This is a genomic window from Psychromonas sp. KJ10-5, from assembly GCF_055808325.1.
The window spans coordinates 1,604,994-1,618,228 of record NZ_CM147864.1 but is presented as its reverse complement, the minus strand read 5'-3'; the positions used below and the strand labels follow the sequence as shown (position 1 = coordinate 1,618,228).

The window sequence follows — 13,235 nt, the reverse complement described above, 5'->3', positions numbered from 1 at the left end:
GGCATGTTCCTAGTCGAATTAAATTATTAATTAATAACATAATCCAATTGATGCCCGATCATCTCAAGTCGCCAACCTGTTAATAATTTAGGCTTATTTACTGTTAAACGCTGTTCATTAGTTAACTTCCAGCACCAACTTAAATATTCATTAATGATGCGTTTTGAAGCAATTAGCTCAACGGGAAGCTCATGACGTTCTGCACATGCTTTAATTTTGTCACGAATTGCTTTTAAAGATTTTTTATAATCAGGGAAGTCGATTAAACGCGTAACAAGTGGCGGGAAGGAATCTGGGTCTTGTTTAACGACTTCGGCAATAATTTTTAGTACTTGATCACCGTGAATGCGAATTTCACTGGGTGCAAGGTTAAGACGTTTTAAGTCATTAAAACTAGTAGGTTGATAGTGGGCTAATAGCCAAAGATGTTCAGCTTTCACGACAAAATTAAGTGCGAGGTTACGTGCTTGTGCTGTTTCTAATCGCCATTTTGCTAATGCTTTAATGACAGCTAGACCTTGTCTATCTAGTTGAAATAGATTGTCTAATGATTTGTAAGCTTTGTCAGGGTTAAGTGGTTGCATTTTTTGATCCAGAATCATTTGGCATTCTTGTTCAAAATATTCTGACATGCCTTTTGCTTGTAACTGAGTTTGTAAAACAGATAAACAAGGCTCCAAGTACAATACATCAGCAGCTGCATATACTTGTTGCTTAGCAGTAAGAGGGCGAGCACACCAGTCAGTTCGCGATTCACCTTTATCTAATAAAACGCCTTCAATAGATTCAACCATCTTCGCGTAACCCAATGAAGCGCCTTGATTTAAAAAAGCGCAGGCGACTTGGGTGTCAAACAGCGTTATATTGAGATCGCCTTTTTGTTGTTTGATAATTTCAAGGTCTTCACTGCTCGCATGTAAAATACAGCTTTTGTTATCTATTGCTTGCCAAAAAGCCTCAATATCTCCGATTGCAATAGGATCAATTAAGGCGATTTTTTTATTTTGTGAAACTTGCAATAAGCCTAAATTGGCATAGAAGGTACGTGTGCGTACAAATTCAGTATCTAGAGAGATAGGGGAGTTATCTAAAGTTTTCACGTATTCAGATAATTGTGTCTGGGTGGTGATGATATCGAATTGCATCAACGTTTAGCCTAATTTAAGTTCTAATATGGGCTATATCTTACGGAAAATGTTGAATTTTTTCTATTAGAAAATCGAGAATCTTTTTTCTCTTTAAGAATACTATAAATGCATAAAAAGCATTAATTATTGCATAAACTTATATAGAGATGAGCCACAAATTTGAGTAGGTATATTGTACGTTTGTGACTGATCCTTTAGAATAAGACTTTACAAATTCACCGCGATCTGCTTATTGATAATCATTCGTATTAGCAATGTGTGCAAACCGGTACTAGATTTTTAAGTAATACCAATTCCATTCAATATTTGGTCAGTTTAGATTCAGTAAAAAATGGGTGACGTAAACTGTGGTTAATGTGATTAGTAATAATTATGTTAACCACAGTTTACGAGTATCTGTTTACTTCAATATAAATGAATCCAGCTTGTTTGGTTTGGTTAATAGTGTGGTAAGGGAAACAATGACTAGAACAATGTATGAAAAAATCTGGGATGCGAACCTAGTTCACGAACCAGAAGCAGGCTCTCCGCTTTTGTTTGTTGACAGACATCTAATGCATGAAGTAACAAGCCCACAAGCTTTTGAGGGTCTTCGTCTACAAAATCGTAAAGTACGTAACGTGCATAGTATTCTAGGTACAATTGACCACTGTGTTCCAACTAAGGATCGTTTTAACATTGTTGATGTAATCGCTAAAAAACAAGTTGAAACAATGACTGCTAACTGTGAAGAGAACGAAATCAATCTTTACGGCATGGACAGTAACCAAAATGGTGTTATTCACATCGTAGTACCTGAGCATGGTTTTGTTCATCCAGGTATGGTTGTTTGTTGTGGTGATAGCCATACAGCAACGCATGGTGCATTCGGTGCATTAGCATTTGGTATTGGTACGAGTGAAGTTGAACATGTAATGGCAACGCAAACATTACAACAGAAAAAAGCAAAAACTATGTTAGTGAAAGTAGAAGGTAAATTACCTGCTTTCTCTACTGCAAAAGATATTGCATTAGCAATCATTGCTAAAACAGGTACTGCTGGCGGTACAGGTTACGTAATGGAGTTTGCTGGTAATACGATTACAGACCTAACAATGGAAGGTCGTATGACGCTGTGTAACATGGCTATCGAAGCTGGTGCTCGCGCAGGTCTTGTTGCACCTGACCAAGTGACCTTCGATTACTTAGAAGGCAAAGAGTTCGCACCTAAAGGCGATCACTGGCCTGTTGCTGTTGAATATTGGAAATCACTGCGCTCTGATGAAGGTGCAGAGTTTGACGCGGTTATCGAATTAAAAGCAGAAGATATTGCACCACAAGTTTCTTGGGGTACATCTCCAGAGCAAGTTATTTCAGTGACTGGTCTTGTTCCTTCTCCATCTGACTTCACTAACGATGTTAAATCTCAAGCTTGTGCAAGTGCACTGAAATACATGGCATTAGATGCAGGTCAAAAAATTACAGACATCCATATTGATGTTGTGTTTATTGGTTCTTGTACAAATGGTCGTATTGAAGATTTCCGTGCTGCTGCAGAATTACTGAAAGGTAAAAAAGTAGCTGATGGTGTTCAAGCCTTTGCTGTACCAGGTTCTTTCCCAGTTAAAGTACAAGCAGAAAAAGAAGGTCTAGATAAGATCTTTATTGATGCTGGTTGGGAATGGCGTGATCCAGGTTGTTCAATGTGTCTAGCAATGAATGGCGATGAATTAAAAGATGGTCAACGTAGTGCATCTACTTCAAACCGTAATTTCGAAGGTCGTCAAGGTAAAGGTGGTCGTACTCACCTTGTATCACCAGCAATGGCTGCTGCTGCATCAGTTGCAGGTCACTTTGTAGACATTCGAGATTGGAAATAGGGGCGAAAATAATGCAACCATATATTAAACATACAAGTATCGCAGCGTTAATGGATCGTAGTAACGTTGATACAGACCAAATCATCCCAAAAAACTTCATGAAAAAAGTTGAACGTACTGGTTTCGGTATTAACTTATTTCATAACTGGCGTTTTCTTGCGGATAACGTAACACCAAATCCTGAGTTTGAACTAAACAAACCTGCTTTCCAAGGTGCTAAAATCTTAGTTGCTGGTGAAAACTTTGGTTGTGGTTCATCTCGTGAGCATGCTCCTTGGGCAATCGCTGACTACGGTTTTAATACGATTATTTCTACAAGCTTTGCTGATATCTTCTTCAGTAACTGCTTTAAAAATAGCATTTTACCAATCGTAGTGACTGATGAACAACTTGCTGCACTAATGGCTGAAATTTCAGGAAACGAAGGTGTTGAATTTACTGTTGATTTAGAAGCTCAAAAAGTAACAACACCAGGTGGTTTATCTATCTCTTTTGAAGTTGATGCATTCCGTAAAGAATCATTACTTGAAGGCTTAGATGACATCGCTTGGACGCTAAAACACGAAAAAGAAATCTCTGCTTATGAAGTAGAGCACAAAAAACGTCTTCCATGGTTATGGCCTAGCGCGTAATCTGTTTTAGTTCGTTACAATCAAAAAAGGCGCACCTGTTGCGCCTTTTTTATCGAAAACTTATTGCGTTAAGCTTTTAATTTTATTGCTTTTAAGTCGATTTAAACATTAATCGATAACTAGATATATCGATCTTAATCCTTAATGCAATAAGTTTTTACTGAGTAAATCATAGTGGAGTAAACAATGGCTCAAGATAACGTCACTGTACAGTTGATGGATACAACATTACGCGATGGGGAACAAACGCAAGCTGTTTCATTTTCTCCTGCTGAAAAAGTTAGCCTAGCAAAGGCACTATTACAAAGACTTAAAATTGACCGTATTGAAGTGGCTTCGGCACGTGTTTCAGAAGGTGAGAAAGTAGCGGTTGCACAATTAAATAAATGGGCGACTAAAGAAGGCTTAGTGGAACGTATTGAAGTTTTAGGCTTTGTTGATCATACATTGAGTGTTGATTGGATCACTGATACTGGTGGTAAGGTACTTAATTTATTAGCAAAAGGTAGCTTAAAGCATTGTTCTGAACAGTTAAAAAAATCATTAAATGAGCATGTGACAGACGTGAAGCAAACCATCGATTATGCTTTGTCAAAAGGTCTAAAAGTTAATATCTACTTAGAAGATTGGTCGAATGGTTACAAAGATAGCCCTGAATATGTGTACGAGATGCTTGAAAAGTTATCTGATGCGGGTATTACGCACTTTATGTTGCCAGATACATTAGGTGTTATGTCACCTGATGAAGTATTTGCTAGTTTGAGTGATATGGTGACACGTTTCCCTAACTTAAAATTCGATTTCCACCCACATAATGATTATGGATTAGCGACAGCTAATGCTATGTATGCAGTAAAAGCAGGTATATCTTCAATTCATTGTACTATGAACTGTTTAGGTGAACGTGCAGGTAATGCATCTTTGACTGAAGTAGCGGTAGTATTGCAAGATAAGCTGGGTAAAAAAGTTAATATTGATGAATCAGAAATCCATAATTTAAGTAAGCTAGTAGAGAACTTTTCAGGTAAACGTATTGCAGACAATACACCGATTGTAGGTGCAGACGTATTTACACAAACCAGTGGTATTCACGCCGATGGTGACAAGAAGGGTGGTTTATACATTTCTGCTTTAACACCTGAGCGTTTTGCGCGTTCACGCAGCTATGCGTTAGGTAAAATGAGTGGTAAAGCTTCATTAGCAAAAAACTTAGAAGAGATGGATATTGATTTAGATGCTGAACAACAGAAAAAACTGTTGAAACGTATCGTGCAGTTAGGTGATCAAAAAGCGACGATCACTGCAGATGATTTACCGTTTATTATTGCTGATTTATTAGAGCGTAATGACTTTAATAATGTTGAATTATTGAATTGCTCTATTAACTCTGGGCTGGATTTAGAGTCGACAGTTAGTATCCGCGTTCGTGTGAACGATAAAATTCATAAAGCAAGTGGGAGTGGTAACGGTGGTTTTGATGCCTTTATCAAAGCCATGAAAAAAATACTGAATGAACACGACTTTATATTTCCTGAGTTAGTTGATTTTGAGTTACGTATTCCACCAGGTGGCCAAACAAGCGCTTTAACTGAGTGTTCAGTGACTTGGGAAGATGATGGAGAGCAATTTACAACACGTGGTGTGAATACTAACCAGGTTATTGCCGGGATTGGTGCAACATTAAGAATGATTAACCTGCGTTTACAAGATAAGTAAAAATAACATTTTAAATCTGTTAAAAGCCTTAATCTTTGATTAGGGCTTTTGTGTTTTGGCGAATATACTATCGCCATATAATATATGTAATAAACAATACCAGTCATAGTCGTTTTGTGATTGGTATAATAATGAAAAAAGGAAAAAAAATGAGAGTATGTGGTGTTGAATTAACAGGCAACGAAGCCGTTATTGCAATCATGCAATATAAAAATGGTTTGTATGATGTACCGCCTGTGCGTACAACTAAACTAACATTAACTGACCCTATCAATACTGAACCACTTAAAAAGTTTCAGTTTGATTTTGCACAGTTGATGAAAGATTACCAAGTCGATAAAGTGATCATTCGTCAACGTGCATTAAAAGGTAAATTTGCTGGTCACACTTTAAGTTTTAAAATTGAAAGTGCTTTACAACTGATTGCTGGTTTAGATGTACAAGTAATTACACCTGACTATATTAAAGAAGGGTTAAAGAAAGCACAAAATTCTCCAACGGCCGTTGAATTAGGACTTAAAAAGTTCCAAGAGCAAGCAATGTTAACGGCTTTTGGTTACTTAGAACATCGTGTCTAAATTAATATATCAGTCAATGAGCGTGTCTTATTCATTTTTGGGAGAAACCAGTGGAAAATAGCTTTGAAAATTTCGTTGCGCAATTTAAAACGCAACAACCTGTATCTTTAGCGTTATTTTTCTATCAAGCGGAATTACATTTAATTACGCAATTAAAAGATTACTTGCAGGTAGAGCAGTCAACAGAACGCAGCTTTTTCTCACTGGTTGAACAGGCAAAGAAAATTGAACAAAAAGAGACGAATAAACATTTTTGGAATGCACTTCTGGCATTTAACCAAGTGAACTTCAAACCTGTTAAAAACAATGCTCAGCCATGGTTACGTTTCGTAAATATCATTGAGTCCTTACAGGGTTATGCTGGCAGCCAGCTATTTGATGCTAAAAACATTAAAGTGAAACGTCAACATCGTTTATTTTTTGCTTATATGCTGACATGGGAACATCTTCGTTATTTAGCGGGTAACGAAGACGATTATAGTCCAAGTAGTGAAGTGCTTGCTTGTTATTCAAGTGCGCACTCAGAAGAAGACCATGTACACAGTGAAGCTTGTGCAGATAATGGATGTATTAGTCACTAACTTCTTTAATCACAACACGTTTCTGCTATTGAGGCGTGTTGTCTTTCAACAAAATGAACTGTTTAAATGAATGAACTAACATGCCCACTTTGCTTACAAGAAAATAACTGTGATGTGACGGCTAAACAAGGCTGTTGGTGTAACAAGGTTCAGATTCCAGAAGCTCTACTTGATTTAGTTGATGCACAAGCTAAAAACAAGCATTGTATTTGCAATGTATGTATTAGTCGTTATATTGATAATCCAAATGATTTTTGTAAAAAGCCACTCCCCAATAAAGCAGATTTATCCTACCCTGTTACTGATTAGCCTGCTCGATACTTACTGCTGAATTACCGCTGTTATCTTTTAAGCGAATATCCGCGCCACGTTCGACTAATAATGCACGTAGTTCTTCTCGGCCGAATAATGTGGCAAACATTACTGCGGTTTGACCTGCTTTATTTTGCTGGTTTTCATCGCACTCTTTTGACATTAATGTTTTAGCGATGCTAAGTTCGCCTCTAAATACAGCGGCCATTAATGCTGTATTACCTTTATTGTCTTGTATACATACATTTGCACCATTTTCGATTAAATTATTTACTATGTTTTTTTGCCCATTATAAGTGGCAATCATTAAAGCGGTATAACCTTTATTGTTTTTAATATCTACTGGTAAACCAGCGTTTAAAAATTCTGTAATAATTTCATTATCACCCGTACGTGCAGCTGCATAATAATAAGGCATTAATTCTTTATAAGCGGTGCTTTCATTTATTTCACTTGCCTGAACAAAAGTAATTGTAGACATAGCGGTTAATAAAAAAAGAGGAAAGATAGTAGCAAACACCCAATTTGTCTTCGATCTTCTATGATTCGAAATTACTGACTTAATAGTAAACATATCTTTCCTCTTTTAACCTGGTTATAAAGGGTAGAAGTATTTTATTGATATTCACCTACCCATTTTTTACTGATTTATAGTGTTGCAGCGATTGCTTTTACTTTATCAAGATCACCGTTAACAGCCTCAGTTAAACGTGTTCCATATTCAGTATCTGCTTTGTAAAAGTGACTTAACATCTTGTGTTGGATCTGTTTGTTTTTAACAGCACTCAAATCACCCGATAAGTTACGTATCAAATTATGACGCTCTTGATCCGTAAATGAACGATAAAGTTCACCAGCTTGTGCAAAGTCCAATGTTTTATAAATCGCTTTTTGTTGTACATTGCCCACAAGCTTTGGTGTGCTATGGCGCGCTTTGACATCTTCAGAAACACCTTCATAGTTAGGTTGGTAGTTTATATCTGATTGCGTATTACCGACATTACCTACGCCACCTTGGTTGTAGTTTACAACAGGTACAATTGGACGGTTAATCGGTAACTGTTGATGATTAGCACCTAATCGATATAACTGTGTATCTGCGTATGAAAAAATACGGCCTTGTAATAAACGGTCTTCAGAAGGTTCAATACCTGGAATTAAGTTTGCAGGCGCCATCGCAACTTGTTCTGTTTCTTGAAAAAAGTTGTCTGGTATACGATTTAAGGTCATCGTACCTACCTTAGTTTCTTTTATATTTTCCCAGGTTTTTGTTGCATCTAATGGGTTGTAGTCAAATTTATTTAAATCTGCTGGGTTTAGGGTTTTAATATATAAATCCCATTTCGGAAAATTACCTTCAGCAATATTAGTATAAAGATCACGTGTCATATGCTGAGTATCAGTCGATTGCACCTCTTTTACTTGATCAGCATCTAAATTATTAATTCCTTGATGGCTTTTCCAATGGAATTTTACATATTTAACATCACCCTCATCATTGATCATCTTATAAGCATGAACGCCAAACCCATCCATTTCACGGTAACTTGCTGGTGTGCCGTTATCACTAAACACACGAGTTAACATGTTGGTCGATCCCGGCTCATGAGAGAAGAAGTCAAAGAAGCGGTTAGGATCTTGGATATTAGTAACAGGAGAAGGTTTAAGTGAGTGAACCATATCAGGGAACTTAATTGCATCTCGAATAAAGAAGACTGGTATATTAATACCGACTAAATCCCAGTTTCCTTCATCACTGTAGAACTTAGTTGCAAAACCTCTTGGGTCACGTAATGTTTCAGGGCTGCCAAGAGGGTGAATAACCGAAGAAAAACGCACAAATACGGCAGTTTCTTTACCTTTACTTTCAAAGGGAGCAGCAGTAGTGACATCACTATAATCAGTCGACGCAACAAATACGCCGTGTGCGCCTGTGCCACGTGCATGTACCACACGCTCAGGTATACGTTCGCGTGCAAAACGTTGTAATTTTTGAATCAAATGAACATCTTCTAATAAAACACTACCATTAGCGCCAGCTGTTAATGAGTTTTGATTATCTCCAATTGCAGCTCCATTATCCTTTGTCATTACTTCTGCATTGACATTAAAAATGGTAGCTAACCCGAAAACAGGCACTAATAAGTTAAATTTATGTTTCATATTTATTTCCTTTAAACATTTTTGTAACAAGTGGCTGGATATTAAGGATATTTTGATTGAAAATATAAACGTTTGTGCGAATACAATTGATAGGTTTTGGCGACTATTTGTTTATTTATCATAAGTTTTACTTATTGTTTATTTTGCTAGATAGTTAAGCATAGAAAATATGAAGATAAATCCTACCGCCTATGGATTCACTTAAAGTGGCCAGTTTTAACAATAAAAACAGTTAGTTATTTTCAAGGTTAAAATAAAGCGAGGAGGTAGTTGCTCCACTTCTTATTGATAGAGAGGGAAAATTGATAGTACTTTGTCCGATCGAAGTCGCAATTTTTATGTGATTTTAAATTAGTTGCGCTATAATTCGCCCGCTTTGATGTGCATTATGTTATTACCATGGAATTATCGAGAAAAGAATGTCAAAACGTGATTGTTATGAAGTATTAGGTGTTACTAAAACAACATCTGATAAAGAGATAAAAAAAGCTTACAAAAAACTGGCAATGAAGTATCACCCAGATAGAAATCCTGATAACCCAGTCGCACAAGAAAAATTCCGTGAAGTGAAAGATGCTTATGAGATTTTAAGTGATCCTGAAAAACGCGAACAATACGACGACTTTGGTCACAGTGCTTTTGAAAATGGCCAGGCTCGTGGACGCGGAGGCTTCGGTCAGGGAGGTTTTGGTCAAGGCGGTGACTTTAATGATATGTTTGGTGATATGTTCGGACAGCGTCATCAACAACGCCAAGAACCGCGTCGACCTCAACCAAAAAACGGGTCTGATATCATTCTAAAAGCGCAATTAACATTAGAAGAATGTGTAGAAGGTTGCACTAAAGAAGTTCGTTTGCCAAACACAACCAACCCACTGGGGGTGACCATCCCTGCTGGTATTAATCAAGGTCAACGAGTGCGCGTTGCTGGTCAAGGTAACCCAGGTACTTTAGGTGCGCCTCGTGGAGATCTGTTTGTTGAAATTGAATTATTAGAGCATGAGTTCTTTGTTCGTAAAGGCAATGACCTATACTGTGATTTAGAAACAAACTTCCCAACGGCAGCCATTGGCGGTACGGCTAAAGCATCGACATTTACGGGACACATTAATTTAAAAATTCCTGCTGGCACACAAGCTGGTCGTAAATTCCGAATTAAAGGCCGTGGTGTTAAAGCTATGAATAGTAATGCAGTAGGCGATTTAATTTACACCGTTGTGATCCCAACTCCGACAGAATTAACAGAACAGCAACACAAGTTATTAACTGAGTTAGCTGAATCGATGGCTTAACTAGGCTGGACATTATTTATGAGCTTACTATTACAGTTGATTAGAAATTATTGGGTACTTTTATCATTTATATTAGCCTCATTAATTACCTTTTTATCTCTCACTCCTATGGAGCAGTTACCCTCTGTCCCTGGTAGTGATAAAACGCACCATTTTATTGCTTATAGTGCTTTAGTTTTTCCATTAATGTTGAAAAAGCCTAATTACTGGATAGTTGTCGTTTTATTGTTTACGTTGCTCAGTGGAGCCATCGAATTGATACAACCATACCAAAACCGATACGGTGAGTGGATGGATCTGTTTGCTAATATTGGTGGCTTAATCTGCGGTAGTGTTTTTGCTTATTTTGTTAACCGTGTTTGCCCAGCGGAATAAATTTATCACTCTATACTGAAGGATAACTCTATTTACTTAATAGTATTGCTATCACCAGTATTGTTAATGTAAACATGGTGTGATGAGCCATGTTAATAGGGCCATTCCAATTAAACTTAATATATTTTATAAAGGTCAATTTTGAATAAAAATCACTGTGTCGTTATTGCAATTGCAGGGGCTTCAGCCTCAGGGAAAAGTCTGATTGCACATACAATCTGTAATGAGCTTCGCCAAGAGTTAGGGACGGATCAAATAGGCATTATCTCTGAAGATGCTTATTATAAAGATCAATCACACATGCCAATGGAAGAGCGTGTACAAACCAATTACGATCACCCAAAAGCCTTTGACCATGAATTGTTAAGTCAGCACATTGAATCTTTACAAAATAACCAATCCGTTGAAATTCCAGTTTATAGTTATACTGAACATACTCGTACCGATGAAGTAATTAACTTATCACCTAAAAAAATCATTATCATTGAAGGTATTTTATTACTGACTGATTCAACGTTACGTACACAAATTGATGCAAGCATTTTTATTGATACCCCATTGGATATTTGTTTAATGCGTCGTTTAACGCGTGATATTATGGAGCGAGGAAGAACATTAGACTCTGTAATGGCACAGTACAAAAAAACAGTAAGACCTATGTTCCTGCAGTTCATTGAGCCATCTAAGCAGCATGCTGATATCATTATCCCTCGTGGTGGTAAAAATAGAATCGCCACAGATATCTTGAAAACACGTATTAAATACTTATTAAACAAGTAAATTTTTACGGTTATTAGTGCTCTTAAAACGCTTCGTTATGAAGCGTTTTTTGTTTTACCTTTATTGATTACGATACATCTTTTAAGATTGCTAGCTTTAGTTGGCAAGCTCCCGTTGCCAGCGGAAGCCCTCTGCAATTTCTTTTTCAGTCTGCTTTTTTAACTTTTTCATACTTTTTAATCTCAATAAATAATATAAATATCGCTTAAAAACTTATAATTGTATGTTAATTCGTCAATAAACCGATACAATATAATCTCTCAGCAGATTAACACGCAAGTCACTGCTATTTAGTATATCGCGACGATATAACCCTATTCTATTGATTAATTTAGCTAATTTTAAAGGCTTGGTTACTTAATATTACAGGTGTAGGTGACTGAGAAGCTTATCTTTACTACTTAAGTCCCTCTTATTATCGTTCGCTCTATTTTTATAAAGGTGAACAGATGTCTACAACGTTATGGATTAAAAAACCACTTTCAACTTTCACAGCTAATCAGCAGGATGCGAGTAATGGAGTAGTGATTAAAGATGGGATCATCATTGAGTTAGTGCCAAAAAATAGTGAGCCGATTCATGATATCGACCAATACTTTGATGCTAGCCAACACATTCTACTTCCCGGTTTAATCAACACTCATCACCATCTCTATCAAACATTGACCAGAGCATTTCCTGCGGCTCTAAACAAGCGTTTGTTCCCTTGGTTACAAGCCTTATATCCAGTTTGGGCCAAACTACAGCCAGCTATGTTACATGCGGCGACAGAGTTAGGGTTATCTGAATTGTTATTATCAGGTTGTACAACCGTTGCTGATCATCATTACCTTTTTCCTGAGGCATTAACTGAAGCGATAGATATTCAAGTATCCGCAGCAACACTAATTGGAAATCGTGTGATGTTAACACGTGGCTCTATGAGCTTAGGTGAAGAGGATGGTGGATTACCACCACAATCAACAGTACAAAGCGATGTTGCCATTTTGGATGATTGCCAACGTGTGATCACCCAGTTTCATCAACGCGGAGAGGGGGCTAAAGTACAATTAGCATTAGCCCCATGTTCACCTTTTTCAGTAACTACTGACCTCATGATAGAGACGGCTAAACTAGCACGTCATAACCAAGTGCGGTTACACACACATTTAGCTGAAACAGAGGATGAAAACAATTTTTGTTTAAAAACGTTTGGGTTACGTCCACTTGATTATTTAGAGTCTGTAGGATGGTTATCATCGGATGTATGGCTTGCCCATGGTATCCATTTTAATGACCAAGAGATTAAACGACTGGGTGCAGCAAAAACTGGCATTGCACATTGCCCATCTTCTAATATGATCCTCGCTTCTGGTGTTTGCAGAACCAAGGAATTACAGGCAGCAGGTTCGCCAGTGGGGCTGGCCGTCGATGGTTCTGCCTCTAATGATGGTTCGAATATGATTCAAGAGGTGCGCCAAGCGCTGATGATTAACCGTTTACTTTATCAAGCAGACGAAGTCTCACACCTTGATGCATTGTATTGGGCAACAAAAGGCTCTGCACAAGTCTTAGGTCGTGATGATATTGGCGAATTGGCTGTTGGAAAACAGGCTGATTTAGCTCTGTTTAAACTTGATGAATTACGCTTCTCTGGTGCCCATGACCCCTTAGCCGCGTTAATTTTATGCGGAGCACATAAAGCTGATTGTGTGATGATTGCTGGTGAATGGAAAATAAAGTCTGGATTACTCATTCATCATGAACTGGAAGATATGCAAGCGCGGCATAGTCAAGCGGCTAAAAGTCTCGTGTTGTAA

Annotated in this window: 13 protein-coding genes; 10 read left to right on the top strand and 3 right to left on the bottom strand. The window is 37.5% G+C overall.

Annotation, left to right across the window (positions count from 1 at the left end):
• Positions 1-26 precede the first annotated feature (26 nt).
• Positions 27-1,145 (bottom strand): ribonuclease D, encoded by a 1,119-nt coding sequence (gene rnd / locus AC0L3W_RS07205; RefSeq protein ID WP_290037573.1) that lies wholly within the window; start codon positions 1,143-1,145, stop codon positions 27-29.
• A gap of 464 nt (positions 1,146-1,609) precedes the next feature.
• Between rnd and leuC the strand changes: the two genes are divergently transcribed.
• From leuC to AC0L3W_RS07175, 6 genes are all read left to right on the top strand, one after another.
• Complete coding sequence (gene leuC / locus AC0L3W_RS07200) at positions 1,610-3,007, top strand: 3-isopropylmalate dehydratase large subunit (RefSeq protein ID WP_290037575.1); 1,398 nt, start codon at positions 1,610-1,612, stop codon at positions 3,005-3,007.
• An 11-nt stretch (positions 3,008-3,018) separates the two neighbouring features.
• Positions 3,019-3,639 (top strand): 3-isopropylmalate dehydratase small subunit, encoded by a 621-nt coding sequence (leuD, locus tag AC0L3W_RS07195; protein WP_290037577.1) that lies wholly within the window; start codon positions 3,019-3,021, stop codon positions 3,637-3,639.
• 186 nt (positions 3,640-3,825) lie between these two features.
• Entirely contained in the window at positions 3,826-5,355 is a 1,530-nt protein-coding gene (locus tag AC0L3W_RS07190; protein WP_290037579.1) for an alpha-isopropylmalate synthase regulatory domain-containing protein, read from the top strand.
• 131 nt (positions 5,356-5,486) lie between these two features.
• Positions 5,487-5,933, top strand: a complete 447-nt coding sequence (locus AC0L3W_RS07185; protein WP_409439293.1) for a DUF3010 family protein — start codon at positions 5,487-5,489, stop codon at positions 5,931-5,933.
• 50 nt (positions 5,934-5,983) lie between these two features.
• Positions 5,984-6,514 (top strand): hypothetical protein, encoded by a 531-nt coding sequence (locus AC0L3W_RS07180; RefSeq protein ID WP_409439294.1) that lies wholly within the window; start codon positions 5,984-5,986, stop codon positions 6,512-6,514.
• Between the two features lie 66 nt (positions 6,515-6,580).
• Positions 6,581-6,823 (top strand): cysteine-rich CWC family protein, encoded by a 243-nt coding sequence (locus AC0L3W_RS07175; RefSeq protein WP_290037581.1) that lies wholly within the window; start codon positions 6,581-6,583, stop codon positions 6,821-6,823.
• Here the strand turns inward: AC0L3W_RS07175 and AC0L3W_RS07170 are convergent.
• Both AC0L3W_RS07170 and AC0L3W_RS07165 read right to left on the bottom strand, forming a co-directional pair.
• Entirely contained in the window at positions 6,813-7,307 is a 495-nt protein-coding gene (locus tag AC0L3W_RS07170; protein WP_409440416.1) for an ankyrin repeat domain-containing protein, read from the bottom strand. The two genes, AC0L3W_RS07175 and AC0L3W_RS07170, sit on opposite strands and share 11 nt — an antisense overlap.
• Before the next feature lie 167 nt (positions 7,308-7,474).
• Entirely contained in the window at positions 7,475-8,989 is a 1,515-nt protein-coding gene (locus AC0L3W_RS07165) for a catalase (protein ID WP_290037582.1), read from the bottom strand.
• Positions 8,990-9,408: 419 nt separating this feature from the next.
• Here AC0L3W_RS07165 and AC0L3W_RS07160 point away from each other — a divergent pair, with 419 nt between their 5' ends.
• The 4 genes from AC0L3W_RS07160 to AC0L3W_RS07145 all read left to right on the top strand — a co-directional run bounded on the left by AC0L3W_RS07160 (position 9,409) and on the right by AC0L3W_RS07145 (position 13,235).
• On the top strand, positions 9,409-10,281 hold the full coding sequence (locus tag AC0L3W_RS07160; RefSeq protein ID WP_409439295.1) for a DnaJ C-terminal domain-containing protein: 873 nt from the start codon (positions 9,409-9,411) through the stop codon (positions 10,279-10,281).
• Between the two features lie 18 nt (positions 10,282-10,299).
• On the top strand, positions 10,300-10,656 hold the full coding sequence (locus AC0L3W_RS07155; protein ID WP_409439296.1) for a VanZ family protein: 357 nt from the start codon (positions 10,300-10,302) through the stop codon (positions 10,654-10,656).
• A gap of 141 nt (positions 10,657-10,797) precedes the next feature.
• Positions 10,798-11,436 carry a uridine kinase gene (gene udk / locus AC0L3W_RS07150; protein ID WP_290037587.1) on the top strand — a complete coding sequence of 213 codons (639 nt, stop codon included), beginning with the start codon at positions 10,798-10,800 and terminating at the stop codon, positions 11,434-11,436.
• A gap of 449 nt (positions 11,437-11,885) precedes the next feature.
• Positions 11,886-13,235: an 8-oxoguanine deaminase gene (locus AC0L3W_RS07145; protein WP_409439297.1), complete on the top strand. Its 1,350-nt coding sequence runs from the start codon at positions 11,886-11,888 to the stop codon at positions 13,233-13,235.